Annotated in this window: 22 protein-coding genes and 3 pseudogenes; 11 read left to right on the top strand and 14 right to left on the bottom strand. The window is 60.0% G+C overall.

The window, feature by feature from the left end; all coding sequences use genetic code 11:
- Nucleotides 1-193: 193 nt before the first annotated feature.
- Nucleotides 194-403, top strand: a pseudogene (locus tag AC628_RS45060) (DUF736 family protein); the annotation flags it as partial.
- Here the strand turns inward: AC628_RS45060 and AC628_RS45055 are convergent.
- The 9 genes and pseudogenes from AC628_RS45055 to AC628_RS01285 all read right to left on the bottom strand — a co-directional run bounded on the left by AC628_RS45055 (nt 371) and on the right by AC628_RS01285 (nt 14,294).
- Nucleotides 371-853 carry a hypothetical protein gene (locus AC628_RS45055; RefSeq protein ID WP_074124972.1) on the bottom strand — a complete coding sequence of 161 codons (483 nt, stop codon included), beginning with the start codon at nt 851-853 and terminating at the stop codon, nt 371-373. The pseudogene AC628_RS45060 and the gene AC628_RS45055 sit on opposite strands and share 33 nt — an antisense overlap.
- A 142-nt stretch (nt 854-995) precedes the next feature.
- The gene (locus AC628_RS01315; protein ID WP_074124971.1) at nt 996-1,919 is read right to left on the bottom strand and encodes a DUF2493 domain-containing protein; all 924 of its coding nucleotides are present in this window, start codon (nt 1,917-1,919) and stop codon (nt 996-998) included.
- A gap of 330 nt (nt 1,920-2,249) precedes the next feature.
- Nucleotides 2,250-3,311 carry a DUF7146 domain-containing protein gene (locus tag AC628_RS01310; RefSeq protein ID WP_074124970.1) on the bottom strand — a complete coding sequence of 354 codons (1,062 nt, stop codon included), beginning with the start codon at nt 3,309-3,311 and terminating at the stop codon, nt 2,250-2,252.
- Nucleotides 3,311-7,633 carry a strawberry notch-like NTP hydrolase domain-containing protein gene (locus AC628_RS01305; RefSeq protein WP_074124969.1) on the bottom strand — a complete coding sequence of 1,441 codons (4,323 nt, stop codon included), beginning with the start codon at nt 7,631-7,633 and terminating at the stop codon, nt 3,311-3,313. The genes AC628_RS01310 and AC628_RS01305 overlap by 1 nt, the downstream gene beginning before the upstream one ends.
- A 183-nt stretch (nt 7,634-7,816) precedes the next feature.
- Nucleotides 7,817-9,933: pseudogene (locus tag AC628_RS43700) on the bottom strand (ParB/RepB/Spo0J family partition protein).
- A 108-nt stretch (nt 9,934-10,041) separates the two neighbouring features.
- On the bottom strand, nt 10,042-10,995 hold the full coding sequence (locus AC628_RS01295) for an ArdC family protein (RefSeq protein ID WP_074124968.1): 954 nt from the start codon (nt 10,993-10,995) through the stop codon (nt 10,042-10,044).
- A gap of 1,007 nt (nt 10,996-12,002) precedes the next feature.
- Entirely contained in the window at nt 12,003-12,128 is a 126-nt protein-coding gene (locus tag AC628_RS45755; protein ID WP_283806528.1) for a hypothetical protein, read from the bottom strand.
- A 79-nt stretch (nt 12,129-12,207) separates the two neighbouring features.
- On the bottom strand, nt 12,208-13,011 hold the full coding sequence (locus tag AC628_RS01290) for a competence protein CoiA (RefSeq protein ID WP_074124967.1): 804 nt from the start codon (nt 13,009-13,011) through the stop codon (nt 12,208-12,210).
- A gap of 164 nt (nt 13,012-13,175) precedes the next feature.
- A complete protein-coding gene (locus AC628_RS01285) occupies nt 13,176-14,294 on the bottom strand; it encodes a Fic family protein (protein ID WP_074124966.1) in 1,119 nt (372 codons plus the stop codon).
- Between the two features lie 147 nt (nt 14,295-14,441).
- On the opposite strand from AC628_RS01285, the gene AC628_RS01280 reads away from it, so the two are divergent.
- The 4 genes from AC628_RS01280 to AC628_RS01265 are packed head-to-tail and all read left to right on the top strand — an operon-like array spanning nt 14,442 to nt 18,165.
- Nucleotides 14,442-15,020, top strand: coding sequence for a hypothetical protein (locus AC628_RS01280; protein WP_143201381.1), 579 nt, complete (start codon nt 14,442-14,444; stop codon nt 15,018-15,020).
- Nucleotides 15,017-16,399, top strand: coding sequence for a 7-cyano-7-deazaguanine synthase (locus tag AC628_RS01275; protein ID WP_074124964.1), 1,383 nt, complete (start codon nt 15,017-15,019; stop codon nt 16,397-16,399). Before AC628_RS01280 ends, AC628_RS01275 begins: the two co-directional genes overlap by 4 nt.
- The gene (locus tag AC628_RS01270; RefSeq protein WP_074124963.1) at nt 16,383-17,564 is read left to right on the top strand and encodes a helix-turn-helix domain-containing protein; all 1,182 of its coding nucleotides are present in this window, start codon (nt 16,383-16,385) and stop codon (nt 17,562-17,564) included. Before AC628_RS01275 ends, AC628_RS01270 begins: the two co-directional genes overlap by 17 nt.
- The gene (locus AC628_RS01265) at nt 17,542-18,165 is read left to right on the top strand and encodes a PIN domain-containing protein (RefSeq protein WP_074124962.1); all 624 of its coding nucleotides are present in this window, start codon (nt 17,542-17,544) and stop codon (nt 18,163-18,165) included. The genes AC628_RS01270 and AC628_RS01265 overlap by 23 nt, the downstream gene beginning before the upstream one ends.
- A 338-nt stretch (nt 18,166-18,503) precedes the next feature.
- On the opposite strand, the gene AC628_RS46070 is transcribed toward AC628_RS01265, so the two are convergent.
- Nucleotides 18,504-18,656 (bottom strand): helix-turn-helix domain-containing protein, encoded by a 153-nt coding sequence (locus tag AC628_RS46070; RefSeq protein ID WP_074124960.1) that lies wholly within the window; start codon nt 18,654-18,656, stop codon nt 18,504-18,506.
- Nucleotides 18,657-19,207: 551 nt separating this feature from the next.
- A complete protein-coding gene (locus AC628_RS01250) occupies nt 19,208-19,666 on the bottom strand; it encodes a hypothetical protein (RefSeq protein ID WP_143201380.1) in 459 nt (152 codons plus the stop codon).
- Between the two features lie 197 nt (nt 19,667-19,863).
- Here AC628_RS01250 and AC628_RS01245 point away from each other — a divergent pair, with 197 nt between their 5' ends.
- Entirely contained in the window at nt 19,864-20,334 is a 471-nt protein-coding gene (locus AC628_RS01245) for a DUF8453 domain-containing protein (protein WP_143201379.1), read from the top strand.
- A 1,447-nt stretch (nt 20,335-21,781) separates the two neighbouring features.
- Here the strand turns inward: AC628_RS01245 and AC628_RS01235 are convergent.
- Nucleotides 21,782-22,450 (bottom strand): hypothetical protein, encoded by a 669-nt coding sequence (locus AC628_RS01235; RefSeq protein ID WP_245320974.1) that lies wholly within the window; start codon nt 22,448-22,450, stop codon nt 21,782-21,784.
- 144 nt (nt 22,451-22,594) lie between these two features.
- Nucleotides 22,595-22,666 (bottom strand): annotated as a pseudogene (locus AC628_RS46065) (pentapeptide repeat-containing protein); the annotation flags it as partial.
- On the opposite strand from AC628_RS46065, the gene AC628_RS01230 reads away from it, so the two are divergent.
- The 5 genes from AC628_RS01230 (at nt 22,632) to AC628_RS01215 (ending at nt 25,258) form a co-directional block, all read left to right on the top strand.
- Nucleotides 22,632-23,009: a recombinase family protein gene (locus AC628_RS01230; RefSeq protein ID WP_349510096.1), complete on the top strand. Its 378-nt coding sequence runs from the start codon at nt 22,632-22,634 to the stop codon at nt 23,007-23,009. The pseudogene AC628_RS46065 and the gene AC628_RS01230 sit on opposite strands and share 35 nt — an antisense overlap.
- Before the next feature lie 18 nt (nt 23,010-23,027).
- Entirely contained in the window at nt 23,028-23,276 is a 249-nt protein-coding gene (locus AC628_RS01225) for a hypothetical protein (RefSeq protein ID WP_074124954.1), read from the top strand.
- Nucleotides 23,277-23,687: 411 nt separating this feature from the next.
- On the top strand, nt 23,688-23,993 hold the full coding sequence (locus AC628_RS42455) for a hypothetical protein (RefSeq protein ID WP_143201378.1): 306 nt from the start codon (nt 23,688-23,690) through the stop codon (nt 23,991-23,993).
- A gap of 40 nt (nt 23,994-24,033) precedes the next feature.
- Nucleotides 24,034-24,486 (top strand): ATP-dependent metallopeptidase FtsH/Yme1/Tma family protein, encoded by a 453-nt coding sequence (locus AC628_RS01220; protein ID WP_074124953.1) that lies wholly within the window; start codon nt 24,034-24,036, stop codon nt 24,484-24,486.
- 94 nt (nt 24,487-24,580) lie between these two features.
- The gene (locus AC628_RS01215; protein WP_074124952.1) at nt 24,581-25,258 is read left to right on the top strand and encodes a hypothetical protein; all 678 of its coding nucleotides are present in this window, start codon (nt 24,581-24,583) and stop codon (nt 25,256-25,258) included.
- 11 nt (nt 25,259-25,269) lie between these two features.
- Here AC628_RS01215 and AC628_RS42450 read toward each other — a convergent pair.
- A partial coding sequence (locus AC628_RS42450) for a hypothetical protein (RefSeq protein WP_210190141.1) occupies nt 25,270-25,570 on the bottom strand: 301 nt, incomplete at its 5' end.

Here is a 25,570-nt window from a genome sequence, read left to right as displayed (position 1 = left end):
CTCAGACGATCGAGGCGAAGCCGGTCTTCGGCTAGATCAAGCCATCAAAGAGGCCACGTGCGTCCGCGAGCTGAACCGCAATCTCAGGGGGAAGACTTGGCGAATCTCGGTCGAGCTGCACAAGAGGTCGAAACGATCAGGCGTAGAAAGGGAAACAATCTGCCACAAAGGGCGGTATCGTCGGCGAAGGAACGATCGAGAGCGAAGCGGATCACCGCGCCACCGCGGCCGTGTGGGCCGGACGGGAATGGGCGCTGCTTGGCTAAAGCACGCCGACGTAGGCCGCGATTACCTCTCGCTCAAGCTCGACGGCCCCTCGTTCAACATGCCGATCTACGCGAACCTGTTCGACGACGAAGGCGGCGAAGGATCATCCCTCGCGCGTGCCGGTCGTAAGAACGGGGTGAGACGGTTGCTTCATCAGCCTGGCCGGCTCGAACGAGCGGGTCTCCGCAAACACGGTCAGGCGCATCCACGCGGTGCCGCCGACGCAAATCGCGCCCACGCAAGCCAAGACCTCTCGCCAAGCAGACGAAGGCTCGCCGAACTGCGAAAGCGCAAGCACCACATTGTAGCCGGCGACGGCGGCTGGAACAGCAAATGCGGCTGCGATCGCAACGCGCAAGGCCACGGATCGAGCAACAGCGAGGGCGGTTTGACCAAAGGCAAGTGTCAGTGCGCCACCGGCAATTCCGATGAGCAGCGCGCGGACGGCGCCGGCGCCGCCATGAAACGACATCAATCCGATATTCAGTGCGACGAAAAACGGCAAGGCATATACGGCCAGCGCAAAGACCAGCCAGCAGAACAAGCCGATGCCCACGCTGTTGAGGACAAGCCCAAGGGCAAGCATGGTGGTGGCTCCATGTGCAAAGGTGTAACGGTCGCGCCTTCCACCACCACCACGGCGCAACCATTGATATATTGTCAAAACGAGGCGGAGTTGCGGCGCTTGCAACTCCGCCTCGGTTGCGTTCGAGCGAGCAAGACGGCGCTCACGCGCCGCCGAACTTCCAAACGGGAATACCTAGGCGCTTCGCCTTGTCGGCGAGGTTGTCCTGAATTCCCGTGCCCGGGAAGTGCATCACACCGATCGGCAGGAGCTCGAGCATGACGTCGTTGCGCTTGAATGGCGCCGCCTTGGTGTGCTTGGTCCAGTCCGGCTTGAAGGCAATCTGTGGCACCTTCCGAGTGGTCGCCCATTTGGAGGCGATCAGTTCGGCGCCTTTCGGCGAGCCGCCGTGGAGCAGGACCATGTCGGGATGCTTGGCATGAACCTTGTCGAGACGATCCCAGATGAGGTGGTGATCATTGAAGTCGAGCCCACCGGTCAGTGCGATCTTCGGCCCTGGCGGCAACATGACCTCGGTCTCGGAACGACGCTTGGCCGCAATGAAGTCGCGGGAGTCGATCATCGCTGCCGTGAGCGTGCGATGGTTGACCAGAGATCCTGACCGAGGACGCCAGGACGAGCCGGTATGGGCCTCAAAACGTTCGACCGCCTGGTCGCGGAAGAGTTCCAGGCAGTTGCGGCGCTCCATGAACGTGATGCCTTCGGCCGTCAGGCGCTCGAGTTCAACCGATCGCACCTCAGAGCCGTTCTGCTCGCGCTGGCTCTTGTGCTGCGCCTGTTCATTGTCGTCGAGCTGGCGTTCGATGCGGTCGACGGCGCGGTGAAAGAGGTTGACGGTCGACCAAAGAAGCTCGTTAAGGTCCGGCTCAAGCCGCGTGTCGCTCAAGGTCGCAACCAAGGCGTCGAAGACATCCGCAACCGCACCGGTGATCATCTTGCCCTCGGGAAGCGGTCTTGGATCTGGCTGATCGTCGAACGGACGGTAGCCGAAGAGCTGCAATTCGGTGAGGACGTGGTCGGTCGGAGACGAGGCGTGCGGCGGTTCGATGTCGTCATGGTCGGTCATGGGAAGAGGCCTTTTGCCGGATCGGCCGCGCCCATCGCGGCCTTCGTGGCGATCACTCAGACGGCGGGCGGAGCGGGACAGAACCCGAAAGGGCCGCAGCGGCAGCGGAGGATGGCGGAGGCCGGCTATTTTGCTTCGCGATGCAAAGCGCGCCGGTCAGTGGCTAAAGTGTCTTCATCGCCGGCGCGCGGCGGAAAATAGCCGGACGCAGCCATTGCCGGCCCGGGCCGCTTGCCGTCAGATCGCCCTCCAGAAGGCCGTGGTCGCGCCCTCTTCCGGCATTGGCCTCGTCTATGACCGACCTTTCACGATCGATCGAACGGCGACGGCTTATTCCGCGGCCACCGTTGACGTATGCAAGAAACGGGCGACGTCCTCCGGTACGAGCTGAATGCCTAAGGCTGCCCGGAGAACCTCGAGACCGAATACGTGCAGATCTTCGTTGAAGTCGCCCAGCCTGGGCGACAGCGCGATCGCTTCAATGCCGGCCTCTGCTGCGCGTTGGGTCAGAACCGCGTGCACCGCATCCCCGGCGGCATCGGCATCGCGGGCGATGTAGAGCCGGCGGAGGCCAGACGGGAGCAATATGGCTGAGAGGTGATTGGCCGAAAGCGCCGCAGCCATCGGCATGGTCGGTAGCACGCAGCGTAGCGACAGCATGGTCTCGATACCTTCGCCAGCCGCGAGCACGTCGTCTGCCACGCCGAAGTGAACCGCGTTGCCGAGGAGGTCACCCATCGCGCGTCGTGGCGTTTCGATCGGAGCCTTGCCGAGACGAATCCGATCAAAGCCTTCTGGATCGAGCCAGGTGCGGTGTACGCCAGTGATCCTGCCATCGAGATTCGTGACGCAAGCTATCATTGCGGGCCAGGTCTCAGTCGGCAAGTTCTCGTCCGGTCGATAGTAGCAGCGTGGGTGAAAGCGCAGGCTGTCACAATGGCGGATATGCGCGATTCCGCGACGCTGCAGATAGGTCTCGACCACGGTCCCCTCGATCGGGCCGGATATCGCAAAGAGCCGCCGGGCGGCTTCCTGCGATCCGGCTGGTGCCGCCAGACGATCGGGTTTCGGGACGAATTCCGGGTCAGTACGAGGCAGTCCCAGAAAACGCCTCGCCTCCTTGGACACCTTGCGAAAGTCGTGCAAGCCCAAGCTTTCGCGAATGACGTCGAGGAGATCGCCATGCTCGCCGGTCGCGGCGTCGGTCCACTTGCCGGCGGGTCCCTTCCGCGATTCCTGGAGCCGCACGAACATCGAGCGGCCCGGGGTGTTGTGGACGTCGCCGACCAGCCAGTACCAGCCCTCCCGCTTGCCATTGGAGAGATAGTGTCGGCACACCGCCTCGGCCTCGCGCGCAAGGCGGCGTGACAGCTCGGAAGCATCGCGGGGCATCAGGCGGCCTCCCGCCCACTGATGCGCACCACCGGATATTGGTCGAGCACCTTTGAGAGTATCTCGACTCCGCTTGCGTCCGTGGGTACGAACATGCGCAATTTCCAGGAGATGATCTCCCCAAAAAGGCCGTAAGCTCGAAGACGATCGCGCATCGCGTCGTTGAATCCCGACAGTTCGATGCGATATGCGCCCATGACCCGGACACGACGAAGCTGAAGCTCCTCGGTAAGATCGAGGACGGTCCCTCCTTCCATCAGCGCGACAAAGGCGGCGTCCGCCGTCAACGCCGGCGTGTCCGCCGCAAGGACGTTCGCGACCCAGGTCGCCGAGACCTTGCGACCGATGATCCGCTCGCCTGCGTCGGTCTGAAGCCGATAGACCCGGGTCGATTCGTTCGGCAGCCGCTTCCAGATCGGCAGCAGCAAGCCCGCAACGACATGGATCGTGCTGTCGGTGAACTCGGGCACCTCCGCGAGCTCCGCCTGCCAGGCGGCGGCAAAGCGTTCACGATCAGCTTCGATCCAATGGGTTTCCGACATCATGTTCAGGGAGACGCTGTGCTGCTCCATCGGCCGGATCAGGCGAACGCGCCGCTCGACCTCGCCATCGTCGAGCATGAAGCTCGCCGCTGGCACCTGGACGGCGGATCGTCCCGAGCGCCCATTGATCAGCAGGACGGCATGACGATCGGAAAGACGAGCGAGAGCCTCATCCAGCCCCACAGGATGGTTGCGCAGGCGCTGGGTAATCGTGAGAAGCCGGGTCTCGACGCTTGTGCCTGGATGCGCATAGATCGTCCGCCGGTCGATGACGACAAAGCTCTCGGCGCGGAGCGTTTCCAGTCCGACGTCATATGTGCTAGAGGCGACCGCCCCCTCGATCCGAGCCCTCAATAGCTGCTCGAACGCGGTGAACAGGATATTCTGTAGCTCGATGGTGAGGGCCAATAACCTGTTCAGGAAGGTCGTGATCGGCGGCAGGTCATCCCTGAGCCCATTGGTATCGGTCAGCTTCAGGCCGGTCGCATCCTCGAACCTCGCGAGCGAGCAGCCGTCGACCTTGCCTCGCGCGAGCAGCACATAGAGTTGACGCAATGCGTCACGGCCGTACTGGCTTTCGAGGTTGTCCTCGGGTCGGAACAGGCCCTGCCCTCCGGTCTGGCGCTGGCCGCGCGTAATGGCGCCCAACGTGTCGAGCCGGCGGGCGATTGTGCTCAAGAAGCGCTTTTCGGCCTTCACATCGGTCGCGATGGGGCGAAATAGCGGCGGCTGCGCCTGGTTGGTCCGGTTTGTGCGGCCGAGACCCTGGATCGCGGCGTCGGCCTTCCAGCCGGGCTCGAGCAGATAATGGACCCGCAAGCGACGATTTCGGGCGGACAGCTCGGCATGGTAGCTCCTCCCGGTGCCGCCGGCGTCGGAGAACACGAGGATGCGCTTGACGTCGTCCATGAAGGCCGAAGTCTCCGCGAGGTTGGCTGAACCGGTGCGGTTTTCGACCACCAGCCGATCGCTCTTGCGAACGATGCGGCGCGAGCGGCCGGTCACTTCGGCGACCATGTCCGTGCCGAAGCGCTGGACGACCTGGTCCAGCGCGCCGGGGACCGGAGGGAGCGAGGCAAGCTTCTCGATCAACCGGTCGCGGCGGGCGACGGCCTCCCGGCTCTCGACCGGCTGGCCGTCACGATAGACAGGGCGGGAGCAGAGAGTGCCTTCCTGGTCGGTGAAGGGCTCGTAGAGCTGGACCGGGAAGGAATGGGCGAGATAGTCGAGGACATATTCGCGCGGCGTGATGTCGACGCGGACGTCGCCCCACTCCTCGGTCGCAATCTCGGCCAGCCGGCGCTCCATCAGCGCTTCGCCGGTCGAAACGATCTGGATGACGGCGGCGCGGCCCGCGTCGAGATCGCGCTCGATCGAGCGGATCAGCGACGGGGTCTTCATCGAAGTCAGGAGATGGCCGAAGAAGCGCTGCTTGGCGCCTTCGAAAGCGGATCGCGCCGCGGATTTGGCTTGGCCGTTCAGCGTGCCGGTCTCTCCGGTGATGTTGGCGGCGCGCATCGCGGCGTCAAGGTTGTTGTGGATGATGCTGAACGCAACGGCGTACGCGTCGTAGATGCGAACCTGCTCCGGCCAAAGTTGGTGCTCGACGAGTTCGTATTCCACGCCCTCGTAGGAAAGCGAGCGGGCCGCGTAGAGACCGAACGCCTTGAGGTCGCGCGCCAGCACCTCCATCGCCGCGACTCCGCCCTGCTCGATCGCCTCGACGAATTCGGCCCTGGTGGCGAACGGGAAATCATCGCCGCCCCACAATCCCAGCCGCTGTGCATAAGCAAGGTTGTGCACCGTGGTAGCGCCGGTTGCCGACACATAGATAACGCGAGCGTTCGGCAAGGCGTGCTGGAGCCGCAGGCCCGCACGCCCCTGCTGAGACGCCGCCTGGTCCCCGCGCTCGCCCTTGCCCCCGACCGCGTTTTGCATGGCGTGGCTCTCGTCGAAGACGATCACTCCGTCGAAGTCCGAGCCCAACCATTCGACGATCTGCCGCACGCGCGAAAGCTTTTCGCCGCGCTCGTCGGTCCGCAGCGTAGCGTAGGTGGTAAATAGGATGCCCTCCGCGAGGCGGATCGGCGTGAGCTGACGGAAGCGCGACAGCGGCGTCACGATCAGCCGCTCCATGCCGAGCGCGGACCAGTCGCGCTGTGCGTCCTCGATCAGCTTGTCGGACTTGCTGATCCAGACTGCCCGGCGACGACCCTTGAGCCAGTTGTCGAGCAGGATGCCAGCGACTTGCCGCCCCTTGCCCGCACCAGTGCCATCGCCCAAGAACCAGCCGCGGCGAAAGCTGACGGCGTTTTCCGCATCGTCGCGCGCGGATGCCACGACGTCAAAGGTCGCATCGACCGTCCAGGAGCCCGCGAGAAATTCAGAATGCGCTTCACCGGCGTAGATAACGCTCTCAAGCTGCGCGTCCGACAGGAGGCCATCCGTCACCAGATTGGCCGGAAGGTTCGGCCGGTAGGATGGTCTTGGCGGCGCGACGGACGCCATTGCGGCGGACTGCACGAGTTTGGTTGGATGCGCGTGGGCGCCCGGAATGCGGATCGACTGCAATCCGTATTCCTCATAAAGCGCATCGGTGAGTCGGGTGCCTTCCGGCGGCGACCATTCGACTGTCTCGTATGGAAGTTCTACGCCTTGTGGCGCGGCACGACCCGAAGCAGAGGATGGGCGTGGTGCAGAGGCCTCGACCGATCGTGACATCGCAGGGCGCCTGGCGACGTCGGTCACGACAGGGGCGGCAACAGGCAACCTCGGAGGCACATGCTCAGTCACCCAGTCGAGCAAGGTAGCGACGTCGCCCGCCATGCCGAGCGAGGCCGGCAAGACGTTCGGGTCGGCCGCGGGCTGCTTGTCGATCACAAGCACCCGTGTGTCGATTTGTGTTCCATGTTTCGCGTAAATGGCTCCGTCGACCGCGGCAGAGAAAACAATTCGCCCGCGTCCCTGAAGGCGAACGAAGGCATCTCGCCATGCCGGATTGTCCGGCCCGAAGCTTGCAGCGGTGATGGCGACCAGACGCCCACCGTCGCAAAGGCGCGCCAAGGCCGAAGCAATGTGCCGAAGCGCCGCGTCCGCCATTCGTCGATCAACATTCGCCAGCGCCGAGAATGGCGGGTTCATCAAGACGACACTAGGTACGACGCCTGCGTTGAGATGATCGTCGATCTGGGCTGCGTCGAGCCGGGTGACCTCAACGTCGGCGAACAGGTGATCGAGCAACTCCGCACGGGGTTCGGCCAACTCGTTCAATATCAGGCTGCCGCCGGCGAGCTCGGCGAAGATGGCGAGCAAGCCCGTCCCAGCAGAAGGCTCCAGAACGCGGTCGGCGGGCGTAATCGCGGCTGCGGTACATGCGGCCAGTCCCTGCGGGATCGGCGTCGAGAATTGTTGAAGCGCCTGGCTGTCCTCAGAACGCCGTGTATGGGTCGGCAGACAGCTCGCGATTTTCGCGAGCATCGGCAGCATCGCGGCCGGCGAACCGGACTTGGTCCGCATGGCCGGACCGAACTTGCGAAGGAAGAGAACGGTGGCCGCCTCGCAGGCGTCATAGGCGGTCTTCCAATTCCAGGCACCATCCGCATCCGAGGCGCCGAAGGCAGCCTCCATGGCGCTGCGCAGGGCAGCGGCATCGATACGGCGGCCGCGTTCGAGATCGGTCAAAAGCTGTCGCGCGGCCCTGACCGCAGCGGAGGTGATAGTTGCAGCGGCACGCATCGAGAGCGGCGCAGCGGCATCGCCGCCGGCGAGAGATTCGGTCATGGGGGATTTCTTTCGGAGAGCAGGAACGGGTCGAACCGCCCGGCGCTCTCCTTAAGACCGCGGCGATTCAAACCCTTCCCGGCCCCACTCTCCCTCTCAACCGTTCCCAAAAAGATGGGGACCGGTGCTGCACACCGGTCCCCACGCAACTGCGGAACGGCCGGGGCCACCCGCTCCACGACGTTATTCAGCCGCGTCGAGCTGTTGCGGATCGTCGTGGCTGGCGTTATCCGGATCCTCCTCGTCGGCCAGGAATTCTGGCAGCGGGCCCGCTTCGCCCTCCTGCTCCACCGACGCCGCACGGGAGTCGACGAGACGCAGCGGCTCTGGCAACCAGCCCGAGCCATCGAGAAGGCGCTCGGCCTCCTTGGCCATGTCGGCCTTCTTCAGGTGGTCGATCAGTTGCGCGGAAGACTCGCCCTTGGCTTCCCGCACCGCCTCCAGAATGCGAGGCTTGGTGACCCGGCCGAGATAGTTGTCGACGGTCGGTCTCCAGCCAGCCTGCACCATGTCGAGCCCGACGGCGCGCGCCACGACATCGGCCTGGTCGAGCCGCGTGCGAACTCCGTGGGCGGGGACACGGCCCTGATTGTAGCGGTTTGCCGTCTCATAGAGGGCGTTCACCGCGAAGGACGCGCAATGAGCGAACAGGGACGCCTGCGCGGCGCCATCGAGGCCCGTGAGCGCGTCCCAGAGATCGTTCTCGCTCTTCGGCAACCGTGCTTTCCACGACTCATGTCGCGCCTCGACGGCCTTCGCAGACACGCTCTCCCTCAGCCCGGGAGCTTGCGCGGGAAAGGTTGGCGTGCGCAGCCCGATCTCAAGGCAGCTCCCGGACGAACCAAACCGGTAAAAGGCCGTCAGCACGAAGTTGTGCAGCACCGCTTGGAACGCGATCGCAGCATTTTCCGCCAGTGCATCCCGCAATGCCAGCGTACGGTGCGCCGTCAGTTCGATGATGAGCCGATCCGGCAATGGCCTTGCCGGATCTTCATCATCCTCTTCCGGTTCGGTCGATGCGCCGGCGACCGAGATCGCTGTGCGCTGCGCGGAAGCACCAACCTCCTGCCCTTCATCCGGCGAGGCATCGGTGCCCCGCTGGACATCGAGACCGGCCGCAGGCACATCATCCTCGGGCCGGACATAGCCTCGATCGGCGCAAAGCCGTCCTTCGGAATCAATGCTGACGAAGACGCCGGCTCGGGCAATTCCGGCCGGATCGTAAGTTTCCGGCCGGTCTTCGAATGCGGCCAGTGCCGCCTCGATTTCGCCGAGACGCTGGTCGACCTTTTCAGGCAGCTCATCCGCATCCTGATACTCGGATTCAAGCTTTGCCTGCTCGGCGTTGAGAGCGTCGATGGCGGCCTGCTCGTCGACGGTAAGGTCGGCCGGCTTGCCGTCGAGTTCGCGCAAGCCGTTGGTGTGGCCATAGGGGAAATCGACCCCACCAAGATCCATTTCCATCCCTCGGCCGCGATCGTCTCGGCTTCGGCCTTGAGTTTTTCCGTCACGAGGCGGTCGAGCAAAGCCACGTCTTGAAGCCAGCCCCCATCGTCATGCTCGAACAGGTCGCGCAAAACGCCGCCGCCTGCCTGCTCGTAAGCATCGAGCCCAATGAACTGCACGCGGCGATCGGACGCCCGCACGGTATTTTCCGTGAGCATCCGCCGGATCTGATAGGGCTCGTCATAGCCAGACCGGCTGACGTTCTCCCAGACCTGTTCCTGCCGCGTGTGATCGGCCGTGACCGAGAAGGCCATGAGCTGCTCGAGCGTCATGCCGTCTTCGGCATAGACATCGTGCAGCTTTGGCGACACTGAGGCTAACCGGAGGCGTTGCTTCACGACGGCCGGTGCCACGAAGTGCCGGGCCGCGATCTCCTCCTCGGACATGCCCGAGCCACTCAAGGTCTGGAAGGCTCGGAACTGATCGAGTGGATGAAGCCCTATCCGCTCGTCGTTCTCCGCAAGCGAGTCGTCTTCGGCGATGCCCCGCTCGCGCACCACGCACGGAACGGCCTGCGTCTTCGCCATGCGCTTCTGCTTGACGAGAAGTTCCAGCGCGCGATAACGCCGGCCGCCCGCCGGCACCTCGAACATGCCGGTCTCATTACCTTCCGCGTCCACGACCGCCCGCACGTTGAGACTTTGCAGGAGCGTCCGCTGGGCGATGCTTTCCGCGAGCTGCTCGATCGAGACGCCCGCTTTCACGCGCCGGACGTTGGATTGGCTGAGCACCAGCTTGTTGAACGGAATGTCCCGCGAGGGCGACAGCGTGATCTTTTGGACAGCCTTCGTCATGTCTAGTCTCCACGACGGGCGGCCGGGAGCCTCTCTCTCGGCCTCCAACCCGTCGCGAAAACCGCATCTCCCCTCTCACTCTCGTTTCCGAAGCGACTGGCGAGATCTTCAGGCTGCCTCCTGCTCGGCTCTCCCGGTCGTCATGTCGACCGCGGGCTCCGGCAGAAATCCAAGCAGATAATCCGCGATCTTGCTGGCTTGTGAGGCAGCTCGCACAATCGCCCGATTGTCCTCGCGCAGCACCTCGAGCCAGGAGCCGATATAGTCGGCATGGCGCACGGTCGGCACAATACCGAGCGAAGCGCAGCTGAACGCCGCTGATATCTCCGCGATCAACTCCTCAAAAGCATACTTCTTGGTACCGTAACTGCCCGACAAATCGCGGTTGAGGCGTGACGGATGGCCGCTGGCATGCGCCAGCTCATGCAAGGCCGTTCGATGCCAATTGATCGGCTCGAAATAAGCTTGCGGTGGCGGCACCTGCACATAGTCTTCTGCCGGCACATAGAACGCGCGGTTGCCGCCAATGCGAAAATCGATCCCAGTCGCCCTTATAAGGGATTCGACCTGCGGCTCGATCATGCCTGGCGGTGGGGGCGGCGCCGTCGTTGCGATCTCCGCAGGCAAGTCGTCGCACTGATCCGTATTAAACACTGTGAAGCGCTTAAGAAACGGAATGGCCTGTGCTTCGTCGCCGGTTTCGTTCGCGCGCCGCTTTTCGTCGACCGGTACAAAGCGATCGGCATAGACCACGGTAGTCCCGCGCTCGCCCTTGCGGACGTGACCACCGAGCGACAGAGCCTGGCGGAAAGTAAGCCAGCTCTGGCCTGTGAATGCGCGTTCGGTGGCAGAACCCCAGAGGATCAGAATGTTGATGCCGCTGTATTGACGGCCGGTCGCGGCGCTTTTCGGCATGGCCAAAGACGCCTTCGCCGCGGTGCCCCAGGGCTGCACCCATGGCACTCGGCCGGCCTCTAGTTCGGCGATGATCTTGTTGGTGATTTCGTCATAAAGGTTTGCCCGGTCCTCACCGGTACGCGCCCGAGGATAATGTCTGGACATCGCGGGTCTCCGCGACGGGCGCCGCGAGCCTCTCTCGCAGCCTGTAACCCGTCACGGCAAACCCATTCAGCTCTCTTACTCTTAGCCTCTTGCGCGGAAACGACGACGCGTGAAGCCCCGCCGCTTGCTCGCGAGTGAGAGAATGTGACAACCTGCGGAACGCCCACCTTACGTCCCATTTCTTCATGGGATGTGGCCTTGGCTGCGTAGGGGCCGCAGGCCCTGACTCGGCGTGCGCCGATGGCGCATCGCCCCACAGAAATGGCACCCGGAGAGCGTGAGCATAGCGACCCGAAGGGGCACGCGGGTCCGAGTGCAGCGACGAGACCGGTTAACAGAGGCACCCGGGACAGGGGCAGTGATAGCGATCGCCGAAGGCGAGCCCCTTTCCCGAGTGCCCCCGGCGAGGAGCTCCGCAGTCTTTGCGCTAGGGATCGAAGCCGGATGGCGTGCGCCGTTGTGGCGTGAAGAAGAAGGGAGTGTTCGAAAGAATGGAGCCTACTGGTTTGGCTCTTACTTGCCCGACTTACCGGTGTCGGAAACGACTGAGACCTCGAAAGAGGAACGGGACCAGAGCATGTCGGGAAACGTCTCGAAATCGGGTGCCGCAACCCGGTGGAGAGCACAAAGTAAGGTGTGCATGGTGAAAGCTGTATTGCCTGAATCCCAGTTTCCAGTCGCCAAAGGGCTGGCAGTAGCGAACGCGGCTGACACGCTACGCCACGCGGGGCAAACCGCTCCGGCCAGTGCGATTTGCCACCAGTCCGCGTGGGACGACCCCCGTCGGAGGGTCAAGGAAGCGCTACAGAGGCATAGTACCGATGGAAGCCGTTATGGACTTTGTATCGATAACAGCCTGAGCCTTCGACCGGGTTGAGTTCGACAGGTGGCAACGCACACTCCGGCGACATGAATGCAAACAGGACCGGCACCATCTTATACTTCCTGAACAAAGGCGTGGTCGCGTTACGTCGCGGTGGTTCGATCTGATCGAGCGGGACAAGTTCTCAATCCGGAGTATTCGGCGGAAAGAACCCGCCGCCGGATAATTTAAATTCATCCATGCCAGCGATGAGCCACCAATCGTCAGGAATTTCAAACCCTACACCCGGATGCGGCGTTTGGAATTTCATGATGGGAACAACCATTCGTCAAAGAGCTGACTTTAAGCAATAATTCGCAGAGTGATTAATGTATCTTACGGAAATTAAATCATTGAGGCACGAAGCTCGCGACGCTCGCCGCAGGCCAATTATAGCCGGCCATGCTTCTGGCAGTCCGCTGCTTTATCGATATCAGCAGTTCATGAATCTTGTACGGCTTTGAGAGCGTAAGCTCTCGGTATCGCTTGGACCATTTGTTAAACCCGCCAGCCGACATTTCTTCGCCGCCTTCACCAAACCAGCTGCTCGATTCCACATAAGTCTGATGGCCCTTCATCTTGGCATGCCGAAAAGCTTTTTCGTCCGGAACATACATCCACATGCCATCGCCTCCGCCGAAGCCGTGAACCCATTTTTCAAATGGTCGAGGTGAGTACCGCTCTATGAAGCGCGTCCCGCCCGAGCTTGGCTCCGAAGCTGAGAGGGCGGTGCTTGCGAGAAATGGCAACCAAATCTGCGCGATCCCCGCCCGCGAATAGGCGCTGGCGCGAGCTTCGATTTCTGGAATACCAATCGATGTATGTTGTAGCTCGATTGCGAGCACGTTTGTCGTCGACCATGCCATTACATCCGCGCGTCTGTCGCCGGGCAGTGTGTCAACGACGTATTCCAGCATCGCTGTCACGCCGCGGGTCTGCAATCCATCGAATACGATCTGCTTTGCTTCAAGATGCACCTTGGTTTCACCGCGTGCCCAACTGCAATTGGTCGGTGGTTTATGCGAGAAATGGGCGATGACAATTCGCCCGCGTTTCAGAATAACGATCTTCTTGCATTTCGGACAAAGGTACTCCGGGCCCTTAAGGGCCGTATCAGCAGAGACGCGACTTGAATTATGTTCAGCGATGAGCAAGGAAAATTCCTCGGCGTAGTCAAATTAAAACGTTCCGGTCAATTAGAATATCGGAAACAGCTCGAAGGAAACGCTCACTCTTCTCGGAGCAGGAGTGGCGCGAGGATTCAGACCGGAAATGCCAAAAACTGTCCCAGCCTTCAAAAGGCTCAGTTGTGCGCGGATCAGTCATTAGTCTTGATCTCCGTGAGCGAGTAGCTTGTATTGCGGCCACCCCCCTCGTCCTTCACCAGCATGCCTTGTTCGACCAGTTCGCTGATGTCGCGTAGCGCCGTATCGGCCGAGCATTTTTCGATCTTCGCGTATTTGGACGATGTCAGCTTGCCCTCGAATCCGTCGAGGAGACGGTTGAGAATATCGCGCTGACGCTTGTTGAGCGGCGCCTGTGCGTAGTTCTTCCAGAACTCTGCTTTGTGGAAGACATTCGCCAGAACCGCTTCAGCGCCGTCAAACGCCCGATCGAGGCATGCGAGAAACCATTCAAGCCATGAGGTGACATCGAGGTCTCCCTTCTGCGTTGCTTCAAGCATGTCGTAATAGGCGTTTCGTTCCAGCCGTATCTGTGCCGACATGCTGTAGAAACGTTGCGGGCTGTCTTCTGATCTCGCAAGCGACATGTCGGCAATCGCGCGTGCAATGCGTCCGTTGCCATCATCGAAGGGATGGATGGTCACGAACCACAAATGCGCGAGCGCAGCTTTGATAACGGGATCAAGTTTATCGTCCGCGTTGTACCAGGCGAGAAAGGCCTTCATGTCGTGATCGAGCCGATCGGCGCCGGGCGCTTCGTAATGGACCTTTTCGCGACCATATGGACCGGAGAGAACCTGCATGGGACCGGATGCCGCGTCCCGCCATGCGCCGACTTTGATCTTGCTCAAGCCGCTGCGTCCGGTCGGAAAGAGCGCGCCATGCCAGCCGAATAACCGCTCGTCCGTGAGCGGCTCTTTGAAACGCTGCGTGGCGTCGAGCATCATCTCGACGACGCCGTCGACGTCGCGGTCGGTGGCCGGAAGCGCGCCGACATCCATGCCCAAGCGCCGGGCGATGGAAGACCGGACTTGATCCTTGTCTAGAATCTCGCCTTCAATCTCACTGGATTTAAGAACGTCCTCGGTCAGAGTTTTTAAGACCGCCTCTTCCCGCAAAGGAAAGCCAAGCGCCTGCATGCGGCCGATGAGCCGTCCCTGCCGATGACGTACTGCAGCAAGTTGTTGAGGCAGAGCCTCGGAACTCCATCGGAAATCGGGCCAGTCTGGTTGTTCGTAGATGTATTTCGGCACTCTCCGCACCTCTTGCGGTGATTATGGGAGCTATTCGCCGCATCTGCAAGATTATTCCCCGCAGAATCTGCGGTGCATAACGGGCCTAAACTCCGCATTTGACATTGTCAGATTTTTTATGATATTTTTTTGACATGGAGGATCGCCATGAGTGATGGTCCGTATAAAAGTTTGAACATGACGCCCGCCTGGAAGAAGTTTGCTGAGTGGGCACACAAGGCTGCATTTGAGCCTGACGAAGTTGCCGGACGTGTCGTCCCTGCACTGGAAGAGACGTGGCGTGACGAAGGCTGCGGCGAAGTCGTCCGCGCCATCCGAACGATCCTGGGCGACGCCCGGCAGACCGATATGTTCGGACAAGATAAGTCAGTGGAACTGGAAGCCGCGCGGCGGCATCTTTCTGCCGGATACCCGATGCGGCGCCTGATCGTCGATCACGTCATCCAATCTGCGGCGAGTGGAAAGCTCGGCATCGACGCGGTTTGCGACGGTGTTGAAAATGCCCTACGCGATCGCGCCGCGCGGGGGCCCCGGCAAGTGGAAGAACATTACCTGCGCAAGCAGAGCCCCGAAGCGATGGCGACCCGTGTCAGAAACCGGATGGAGGACGCTGTCGCGAGTGCACCGATTGCGGGTCTCGCTCGTCGTCTGTCGGGTCTGGACGCTGCTACCCAACCCCAATCCGTCAAGCAGCAAGGGCTTGAAGACGGCGTGAGGCTGCCATGAACGACGATGAACTGCCCGGACTCTTGGTCGATGTGCACGAAGCCGGCGGACGCGCCCGCGCAGGCCGGATCTCTTGCGAGATCGATACCAACCTCATCTTCAAGACGCATAATCTTGCGGCGTATTTCTTTGCGAAATGGGAGCCGGTCGTATTCGATCTAATGCTGCTCGCTGCATCCGTTGAATTCTGTGATCGCATACAACGTCGCCCAGCCTTGGGATGGGGCCGTGCCTTTGACCTGCGCTTGCCGGTGCATGATCCAGACGTCTGGAATCAGAAGGCTGTGTCTGACGCCTTGCATGAAGCACTGGAGCTCCTGACGGGTGATCAATGGAAAGTCACCCTCATAAAGCGTAAGAAGCCTGCCGCTGAACCGGAACAGGAACTTTTCTATCTGGAAACGGGTGCCGAGGCGGTCATTCCTTTTAGCGACGGACTCGACTCCCGCGCGGTTGGCGCGTTGATGGCAGAGGAATACGGCAGCCGGCTGATCCGTGTTCGGCTCGGATCAAAGAAGAAAGATCAACCGAAAGATTCGTTCGGCCGAAAGCAGCCTTTCATGGCGCTGCCATACCAAGTGAAGCCCGGCGCATCCCACTTTGTCGAATCAAGCGCCCGGTCTCGCGGATTCAAATTTGCCGTGTTGAGCGGATCGGCCGCGTATTTTGCCAAAGCGGGCAAGGTCATCGTGCCGGAGAGCGGACAAGGTGCGCTTGGTCCAACGCTTGTTCCGGTCGGTCAAGCGTATGAGGATTATCGCAACCATCCCCGATTCATGAAACACATGACGGCGTTCTTCAAAGCCCTTCTCGGCGTTGACATTGCTTTCGTATTCCCGCGCCTGTGGTTCACCAAAGGTGAAACCCTCAAGGCGTACATGGCGCTGAGCAACGGAAAGGATACCGAGTGGTGGGAGACGAGATCATGCTGGCAGGATAACCGCCATGTGTCGGTCGACAATCACCGTCGCCAGTGCGGCATTTGCGCGGCCTGCATGCTGCGGCGACTAAGCGTTCATGCGGCGGATCTCACGGAACCTGCAGATACCTATGTCTGGGAAAATCTCTCTGCGCCAACTTTTGATGCGGGCGCCGCCGAAGGTTTCAACAAAAGGACCCGCGCGCAAAAACAATATGCAATCGCAGGCACGTTGCATCTCGATCACCTCGCGTATCTAAAGCAGTCGCGCGCGGCAGAGCGGCCGCTCAGTCTCGCCGCCTTTCAGCTGGCACGCGCGCTTGGAGAGACGGAAGCGGTCATCCGGCCAAAGCTGGACCGACTGCTTTCCCAACACCAAAAAGAATGGAAGACTTATATGAGTTCTCTGGGACCACAGTCATTCGTTGCTCAGTGGGCCGACAATGACCAGTCTGCTTGATACCATGCCGCCGGTGGAAGTCGGAGAGCGCCTCCGCGGAGCGCGCGACCGTGTGAAGCTCAAGCAAGCGGAAGCAGCGGAATCCGTCGGGCTGTCGCGGACCACTCTGATTGCGATCGAGCAAGGGCAACGACGCGTCCGCATCGACGAGCTCCGCAAACTCGCGAATCTTTACCGAACGTCCATCAACGAGCTGATGCGGCAGGAGGCGATCCACGCGGAACTCACGCCCAAATTCCGTAAATTGTTCCAACAGGAGGATGATGCGGTCGAGCTCGCTGTGAAGCAGTTGGAGGATTTAGCTCGTGCCGAGGCGGAGCTGGAACAGCTCCTCGGCGTTCAGCCACTGCACAACTATCCGCCGGAACGCCCCATTCTTCCCGGCGATGTTCGAGCGCAGGCGGAGCAGGACGCGCTCGAATTGCGGCAGCGGCTCGGACTAGGCCTGAGCCCGATCTCCGACATTGTAACGCTGCTGGAGCTTGAGCTTGGTGTGCGCGTCTACATCCGGCGGATCGATGGCGGAATCTCCGGCGTATTCGCGTACGACGAGGCGCTCGGCGCCTGCATCCTCCTTAACGGCAATCACCCGCGCGATCGCCGCGCTCAAACGGCAGCCCACGAGCTCGGTCATCTGGTTTCGACGCGGCGTGAGCCGGAGGTGCTGGAAGAGGGCGTCACTGAAAACTCCCGCGAGGAGCGTTACGCCAACACGTTCGGTAGAGCCTTCATGACTCCCGCCCGCGCGGTCATGCAAAAATTCAAGGAAATTACTGTCGGATCGGAAAAGCTGACCCGGCGGCATGTCATCGTGCTCGCCCATTTCTTCGGCGTGTCACGTGAAGCGATCGTCAGGCGGTTGGAGGAACTTAAGCTGGCGAAGTCTGGAACGTGGGATTGGTTTCAGGCGAACGGCGGCATTAGCGATCAGCAGGCTGTCCAGGTGCTGGGCGATCTTTCGGGGCCCGACCTTCATAAAGCGGATGCGGACAGGCCGACGACGCTTCGGCTCGGGCTCCTCGCCGGCGAAGCCTGGCGCCGTGGGATGCTCAGCGAAGGCCAACTCGCGCGCATGCTCCATCTGAACCGTGTCGAGCTGCGGCGCATGTTTGATGGCCTGGAAATAGAAGGGAGCGAAGCCGATGGGGCTCTCATGCCTGATTGACCCCACGGCGCCGGTTGTGATCGATGCGAGTACCGTGATCAATCTGAATGCAACGGCCTGCGGGCCGCGCATTCTAAGAGCCATTCCGAATCCCTTTATCATTACGGATGTCGTGCAGGGAGAACTCCTCGAAGACCGCCGCAATGGTCGCAACGACGGGCAACTGGTCGCCGAGCTTGTTGCGCCAGGTCTTATCTCCGTTGCGAAACTTGACGATCTCACCGAGTCCCATTTCGAGGATCTGGTGATCGGGCGGGGCGACGCAACCCTCGACGACGGCGAAGCCGCGACAATCGCTTATGGCGTCGAGAAGGGAGCGATCACCCTGATCGACGAGCGGAAGGCAACGCGAATCTGCGGTGAACGGTATCCGCGCCTGACCGTTGGGAATTCTTTTGATTTACTCACCCACCCTGCTGTGCTGGCGGCATTGGGTAAGGGCGCCACCGCCGATGCGGTCTTCAACGCGCTCCGGCTTGCCCGGATGCGGGTCCCGCCCTCTTTGTTGAAATGGGTGGTTGAGCTGATCGGAGCAGAACGCGCGGCGATGTGCGAGTGCCTTCCGCGCGCATTCAGAACAGAGGCGGTAACTCATCGATGATAACGCAGACCCATTGGGCGAAATCATTCTCACGAATCCGCCGGTCGCTGCGCCGAGAGCAGATCGATTTGACCATTCATGGCTGCGATCCATCGCGTCAACGCTCCTGCACGAAAGCGGGAAGTAGCAAGCGGATGCGATCAAACGTTACTTGCGCATCAGGAGGCGAATGAGATCCATGGCACCTATATCCATGCCGCCGAATTCTAGCAGGGGCGCCTGCGGATGATGCGATAGTGGGTGACCGAGCTCGACCGGCCAAGTGAGCACGGTTCGTGTCATCATAATGATGAGGAAAGGCGCGTTCAAAGTGGGCTGCCCCCTAAGTCGCACATTCATTAGTTCGACCTGTTGGTGTCAAGGAGCGCCAGAAGTGAGCGCACCACTACTAGTCGCCGACGTCCGATCGTTGTCGTGACGATACGCCCAGCTCCTATCAACTCGTAAAGCTTCGTGCGTCCCAAGCCGGTTACTTCGCATGCATCTTCAATCGTGCAGGTGACCCGCTGCGAGTGGCATCGAGCTCGGTTCTGCGGCTTTCGGAGCGGATAGACTGACTTGTGACTGTTGTCCGCCAGTTTTCTCCCGTCGCTTGTATCTCACATAGCCCTCATATTCGCACAAAGCTTGACGGGACAAGAGTCGATTGTGCGACGAGCAACGTCAATGCGGACACCCGAGGGCGCTTGCGTACGACAGCGCACGTCAGCGGCGGTTTGAATATTTCCGGAGACCAAGGGCGACGAGGAAATCTTTTCGCGAATGCGCCAGCCACAGTGAGGCATCGCGCCGAGGGTGATCTGCTAACGTCGGCAGTAAATTCCGCAAGCGTTCGCCGCTGTTCACCAGCGTCTTAATCAACCAAAGCGGCTTGATGGCGACCTAAGTACCTGAGTTTTCTGGCGTTCCCTAGGGGAGGCAAAGCGCACCGAAATAAGCCCAAGCAAAATCAGCACAAATCAGCTTGGCTGCTTCGCCCTTGCTACCATGCCTTGCTACCACCGGCAAGCTACTCGGCCCCTGGCTCGTAGCGGTATCCAGCCTAATGGCGTTTGAACGGGAGGTCTGGGTCATCCGATGGTGGCTCAAGATGAAGGATTTGCACTCCGCGCGGAAGAAATCCAAGCGCGTTCGGTCCGATCATATGGACGACCAACGATATTTGGACGCGAGAGCCGCGCGTGAGCTTCACCGAAGGCGGCACGCGCTGCAAGGAAGCGTCAACGACGACCGGCATGTCAGGCGAGATAAACCACGCGCAGCGTGCATTGGTCAGTGGGTCCGTATCGAGAGGCGTGCGGAGCCTCCCTTCTCCGATAGCGTGGGGCTTTTGCCCAAAACGCAAGCGAATGTGGTGGAGGCGCGCATTGAAGGATAGGAAGCCTTCTCTGTGGAAGGATGCTCGGATGCCGAATGCCGCCTTCCCTGTCTTAAGCGGAATATCGTCAAGGAACTGCATAACGGTCATCACGGGTGTAAGCATCTCGACAAACCGCGTCATGCGCCTCCCCCCATCGCGCGGATATCTGCTGAACCACCACGGCTCAATGAGCATGCTCGCACGAGTCGTTGACCTCACCTAATGTAGGTTTTTGCAGTCAATCGGTAACAGCAATCAACGCAGGGTAGAGAAACCGTCTTTGCTATCGCCGCAGCCATGATAATCTGGCGAAAATCTTTCCAGAGGCCAGATCAAGAATGGTACCGCTCATCGCTCTGCTCATTTCCACCTGCTCCTTGCTTATTTCGCTCGACGTGTGGCGGCGCAGCGCTCGGCCTACGGTTGCAGCGGCCGTCAGGACACACTCCGGAGGCAATGTAGCTATCTGCTATGATTTGGTTCTTCTTAATTCTGGTGCGATGCCAGCTAAAAATATCAGACTGATCGCGGAGCCTACTTCGTTGGCCGCGGCCCTCGGCCCGGATGCCACAGAGGACAACAAGAAAAGATGGCTCGCCTGCTTCAACGCGGTTATTCCCGTCCTACTCAACAACGATAAGACCACGTGCTCGTTCGGCACGACACAAGTCGGTGACACTGGATTTTGGAAGCATCAGGCGGTCATAGACATCGAAATTGTATACGAGGGACGTTGGCAAACGCACCGCGAGAAGCAGCAACTACGTATCGCAGACACAGACAGTTTCACGGGGTATCAGTGGGAATAGCGGCCTATGGCCTCCTCAATTCACGATACTGCCGTGGAGTTGCTCTTAGCTTCAATGTCAAGGGCGGCTGAGCAGTACGACTTCGAGGCATCGTTCTTCATCACAGTACCGAGCCCGCCGCTGACGACAGGCATAGTCGCACGCGTCTACTACGATGGTCCAAAGCTAGTGCGCACGGCACTCCACGTCCGCGCGCGCGGCCCTGCGCACCTAAAATACCTCGCTATCGGCGACATCCGAAGTATGCTTCAGAGCTTCGTAGTCGCAAACTATTGGTACATCTTTCAAGAAGCGGAATTGGCTCCATTTGCTGGGAGCTATGCCGACCGACTTAGCCAAGCGACGAAACTCTTGCTCGCTCGAGCATTGACCGCTTCCGACTTGTTTAGTCCACGCAACGAACTGACGCTGTTTCCGATCGTTCCTCTGCGCATTGAAGCCAGCTTTAGGTCCGAGCCATTCTTTTTTGTTGCCCCACTGACATCGGCACTACAGGATCAGATACCCGCTGGCGCGCGGCCATCCGCACTACAGGGTGACATCTTCCCGCCCCTCGCAAATGCCATCAGCGCGCGCTTCCAACCTCCGAGACCGGGCGCTTGGCTCGGAATAACTTCTCCGGCCTTCAAAGCATCCAACAAGATGAAGTGCGCCATCTTGGGAGCATTAGCTCTCACTATGCCGTCCGTTTTACGGCACTTGTTCACAGGCAGAGCCGTTTTCGGCGGCCGGTTCACGATAGCTCAAAGCGGCAGTTCAACACACTCAGGCGGCGAGACGCATATCCCCCCCGCTCGCTTATGATATTGCGCTGACAAAAGCCGACGAAGGCTGGCTTGCCATCCTGGCTATCAAGATTGTCTCTAACGAGCGAAACGCACGACGCCAAATGAGAGCACTTGAATATTTCTACCGCTCTTGGCCGCTAGACCCGTCCGAGCGCTTTCCGGTCCTGTGCATGTCACTGGATGCGATTTTCAGTGAGGCAAGTCATGTGACGGCGTCTGTACTTGCTGGCGTTCGCAGCCTCTTAGGGGCGCATGTTGATGCGGACCGCCTTAGGCATCTTATGGAACTACGAGGGTCAGTAATCCACGGGGGAGCGCCGGATGTGTACGATTCCAAAAAGTATGCGAGATACTACGATCAATATGGCGATGACCCCATCAGCGACTTGGAGTTGGTAGTGGCGCAATGCCTGCGCCTTAAGGTGTTCAATGGCGCGCTTACAGAGCACCCAGCCCCATGGGCGAGCGAGATAGCAGCGAGAAGACCGGCACGAAGAGGCATTCTTGATCCTTAGGAGGTGACAAGTCGGCTTCCAACTCATCCCACGTCAGGTAACCTCGCACGCTTGACGAATAGCGCTTACCCGGGATTGCGCGCGCCTCCAGGGCCGACCGCTCCTGATGCCTGTTGTGGTGGATTGGTCGCGCCGCCAGTGCGCCTATCGAACCTCTTTTTTGCCTTCGCCTTTGTTGCCGGGAGCAAACAACTTGATGACTTCCAATATGCTCTCGCCTTTCAAAGCGGCCACAGTGGCGCTGAATGCGAGCGTTGGGGGAACCCCTGTGAAATAAGTCAAAGCTCCTGTGATAACGCCCGCTAATCCTAGTTCCGCAATAACTCTTCCGGCTTGAGGACCATTTTCGTTAAGCCAACCGACGAAGCCCGCACACATACGCTGAGCGGCACCCACGGCTGTCTTTGCTAAGCTAAGCTTCTCTGAGACATTTTCCGCTCGTTCAACGCTTCTGGCTTGCTCAACGAGCGATAGAAAGTCCGTCTTGAGACCTTCAAGGGTATCGCGCACTTGCTCATAGCCGTTCAGTGCCTCTGGCTCGTTGGGTATCTTTTCCCGCAGTTGTCGCAATTGGCTTTGGATCGAGGAAGCTGCTTGATTTGCCAAGTCTACGAATAGCCGAGGATTGGACACCATCCTCTGCGCAGAACCTTCGGCAGCAAGATCGCTGAATGCTTTGGACTGGAACGCGCCAGAATCAAACGAAGTTATGCTAAACGCGCCACCTGCCGCGCGTAGCGTGGCCGTCATAGCCGCGGGATGTGCAGTCACTGAAATAGCGCCACCTTCAGACTTCACGGAGGCGCGAAACATCCCAGCTTCGTATGAGTGTTCTGCGAATGCAGGCAGTCTACTCAACTCTCGGGGGCCTCTCGCCTCGTCAAACGAAGTGGCCTCGTCCACGAGCGCTCCGTCGAACTTCATCCCGGAGTGTAGCGCGCACTTCCGGAAGTTAGCGCCTCTTAGATCGGCGTTACGAAAGTCGCCGCTGTGAATTTGTGACCCGAAGAACGAGGCCCCCTGGAGATTTGCATTTGCGAATACGGGGTTCCTGGACGACACACCCACGGCTCGCCTGATCCGGCAAGTCCTGGGTGCCATCTCGGAGTTCGAGAAGGCCATGCTGGTGGCGAAGCTGAAGGGTGCTCGTGACCGTAAACGCCGCACAGGCGTCAAGGTGGAGGGGCGCAAGTCGATTGCCGAGCAGAAGCCTGAGACAGTCAAGATGGCCCGCAAGCTGGCACGGGCAAGACCCAAGGGTGGCAAGAGGTCTCTGCGCGAGATATCTGCGGAGCTTGCAGCGGCTGGTCACCTGACCGCTTCAGGCACGGCTTATGCGCCCACGGCAGTCAAGCTGATGCTGGCACGGTAAAGAGAGGGACAAGTCACAATGCACAGCGTTTCGTTGCTCAACTGGGCCAATGCAAGTGTCGCTTTCGCATTTCTGGCGGCGTTCCTCTGGGGCGCTTCGGCGTTCGTGAATATTCCGCTAATCGGCTCAGGATTTGGAGCGCTGGTCGGTCTTGATGCTTTCTACGGGGCCATGAGGAAGGTCGCGCGCCTCAACATGCTCGCTGCGGCATCGGCGGCCATCTCAGCGTTATGCCAAGCGTTTTCGCTCGCTGTGCAATGGGTATAGCGCGGCCCATTGTCGGAAAGCGATGGCCTGATTTCCAATGAACACTAACGAGAGCATGAGCCCTCTCGTGCTCTGAAGCAGCACTTGCTTCGCTCGCTGCCTTCGCTGCCCTGGCCGCCTCTCCGGCTCCGCTAGGGTCCCTGGCGGCTGGGCGAATTGGCACGGATTTTGTCCAACCGACTTCAAAAAGGGCATCTAAAGCTCGCGTTGTTGTTCGACCAAATCGGCGTGTGAAAGCTCTGGGTCCCTGGGCTGCGCTGAACAAGCTAAGGGTCCCTCCCTCCATCGCACGAGTGAATGGTCCTTCCGCAGGACTTTTGACGCATTGACCTCTCGCCAGCACGATGGTCAGTGGAAGCCATAAGTCCACTCTGCCGACCATACGCCTCGTTGCCAGCATTGAGCGTCAATATGAACAAGAAACGACTGGGCCTTCTAAGGAAGCTCGAAAGCATTATTGGAAATGAGTGCTACAACGGGAGCACGCAAAATTGGGGACCGGGCGGAAGATTTGAGGGAGAAGGACGAGAGTTTCGCTACCCACTCACCGTGCTTGGAGAAGATGGGAGCAAGATCAAGGTGAAGTCCGATCGACCGCTATCTCTCGACGTTGCCATGACCGGCTATTATGCCTTTGGTGCCAACCAGCTGCACATCATGCGAGCCTTGGAGCAAGTCCTCAGTTATCTCGAAGCGAACAACCAGCTGAAGATTTGACTTAGAGAGACGTGCGGTTCCCTCTTCCGGAAATTGAACCTTGCAGACTGAGCAGTCGAAATCAGAGAGAGACCAGCGTGGCGCGGCATTCCATGAAGCTGGGCACGCGGTCCTTGCCTGGGCCTTGGGATTGGCTGTTGGGCGCGTTGAGATTGCCATTGACGGTGACGACGCCAAGGGCGCTGCGGATATCTCGGAGGACGCCTCGCTTGGCCTTCTGGATCAACTCGCCATCTGTGCGGCTGGATTGGAGGCCCAAAACATCTTCGATGCACCTACCCACGAGGGAGCAGGCTGGGGTGACTACGGTAAGATGGTGGAGTTGCTGGAGGACCTGGAAGACGCTGAGCAAACGAAGATGGTCCACCAAGGCCATGCGCGCGCATTCGAGCTTGTCTCGGCGCACCGTGTAAAGGTTGAGCGCCTTGCGATGGCGCTAATGGAGAAGAAGCATCTGGGAGCAGTTGAAGTTGCAGCCCTTCTGGCGGACTAGCTGCGCGACCAAATCGGCGTGTGAAAGCCCCTGGACCTTCGGAGAAGGCCCCATTCCGCTCGACAGCAATCGCTGTACTAGCCAAAATGACACAATGAACGTGACGAGAACAGGAACACTTCGTAAGCCCTACGAGGGCATTGCGCTCTTTGCGCTGCTTATCGGCGCGATAGTTGGCGTACTGTTTATTGCTGACAACTGGAGCAGTGCCCACACTGATAAATGCGCGCTGCAACTTCCGCTGAAGTGGTTGGGATGTGCGATGGCGGCTCACGAAAACTTAGCCGGTGGCCTGATCGCTGCTGCCGGAGCATTGTACGCCGCATGGTGGGCTGCCGGAGCGGTCTGGCAACAGATCGAAGATGCTCGTGCTCAGATCGCTCTTGCGGAACAACAGCGCGAAGTGGTTGAGACAGACAGCTTCATGCGCGTCATCTCCTACTACACACGGCTCCTGCGATCTTTCGAAGCGGCGGGTGGGCATGAGGACATTAAGTATGTGAACGGGCTAGACGCGCTGTACAAGTCTGGCAACCTTGTCCCGTTCTTTGGCTCGCTTCCTGACGATCATCGAAGCCTCGTTCGTGATGTGTGGGAGCGGTTAAGCAACCTCAATTACGCGCTGGTCGAGGCTCGCAAGGTAGGTCAAGGCGGCACAGGCGACCTAAAGACGCGCAACGAAATCAACACTAGCATTGGCGAAGTTGTCGAAAACATCCTCGCAAATCGCGAATTGGCTAATGACGCCGTGCGACATGCAAAGCACATTTAGGGCCACGACCGTTAATCGTCCTTATTTGCATGCCAACCAATGCTTCCTTCGCACTGGCTACACCCGAATGCGTAACTATCTTTGAGCGGGCCGGTGCTGGCCTCGCTACAAAACCCGCAGTATTCAAGCTCGTCTGTAACATCCAGGCAGAGGACGCAAAGATTCTTTCCGCCGCGCGATACGACTGTATGCCAACCTTCGCATTCGCCGCAATTCGCAGGATAAGGATTGTCGAAGTAGTTGTCTTTGGTAACGACCGTCTCGTCGAGATCGTTCACCAAGCTTCGTTCATCTGGCGAATAACCGCACTCG

The sequence above is a fragment of the Bradyrhizobium sp. NAS96.2 genome (genome assembly GCF_001908235.1).
Lineage (GTDB): Bacteria > Pseudomonadota > Alphaproteobacteria > Rhizobiales > Xanthobacteraceae > Bradyrhizobium.
The sequence above is the reverse complement of the archived record's forward strand: the minus strand, read 5'-3'. Positions and strand labels throughout refer to the sequence as shown.

Coding starts and splice junctions, on each gene's coding strand:
- AC628_RS45055 (WP_074124972.1), bottom strand. CDS start 853: ATGCTTGCCCTTGGGCTTGTCCTCAACAGCGTGGGCATCGGCTTGTTC.
- AC628_RS01315 (WP_074124971.1), bottom strand. CDS start 1,919: ATGACCGACCATGACGACATCGAACCGCCGCACGCCTCGTCTCCGACC.
- AC628_RS01310 (WP_074124970.1), bottom strand. CDS start 3,311: ATGCCCCGCGATGCTTCCGAGCTGTCACGCCGCCTTGCGCGCGAGGCC.
- AC628_RS01305 (WP_074124969.1), bottom strand. CDS start 7,633: ATGACCGAATCTCTCGCCGGCGGCGATGCCGCTGCGCCGCTCTCGATG.
- AC628_RS01295 (WP_074124968.1), bottom strand. CDS start 10,995: ATGTCCAGACATTATCCTCGGGCGCGTACCGGTGAGGACCGGGCAAAC.
- AC628_RS45755 (WP_283806528.1), bottom strand. CDS start 12,128: ATGAAATTCCAAACGCCGCATCCGGGTGTAGGGTTTGAAATTCCTGAC.
- AC628_RS01280 (WP_143201381.1), top strand. CDS start 14,442: ATGAGTGATGGTCCGTATAAAAGTTTGAACATGACGCCCGCCTGGAAG.
- AC628_RS01275 (WP_074124964.1), top strand. CDS start 15,017: ATGAACGACGATGAACTGCCCGGACTCTTGGTCGATGTGCACGAAGCC.
- AC628_RS01270 (WP_074124963.1), top strand. CDS start 16,383: ATGACCAGTCTGCTTGATACCATGCCGCCGGTGGAAGTCGGAGAGCGC.
- AC628_RS01265 (WP_074124962.1), top strand. CDS start 17,542: ATGGGGCTCTCATGCCTGATTGACCCCACGGCGCCGGTTGTGATCGAT.
- AC628_RS01250 (WP_143201380.1), bottom strand. CDS start 19,666: ATGACGCGGTTTGTCGAGATGCTTACACCCGTGATGACCGTTATGCAG.
- AC628_RS01245 (WP_143201379.1), top strand. CDS start 19,864: ATGGTACCGCTCATCGCTCTGCTCATTTCCACCTGCTCCTTGCTTATT.
- AC628_RS01235 (WP_245320974.1), bottom strand. CDS start 22,450: ATGTTTCGCGCCTCCGTGAAGTCTGAAGGTGGCGCTATTTCAGTGACT.
- AC628_RS01225 (WP_074124954.1), top strand. CDS start 23,028: ATGCACAGCGTTTCGTTGCTCAACTGGGCCAATGCAAGTGTCGCTTTC.
- AC628_RS42455 (WP_143201378.1), top strand. CDS start 23,688: ATGAACAAGAAACGACTGGGCCTTCTAAGGAAGCTCGAAAGCATTATT.
- AC628_RS01215 (WP_074124952.1), top strand. CDS start 24,581: ATGAACGTGACGAGAACAGGAACACTTCGTAAGCCCTACGAGGGCATT.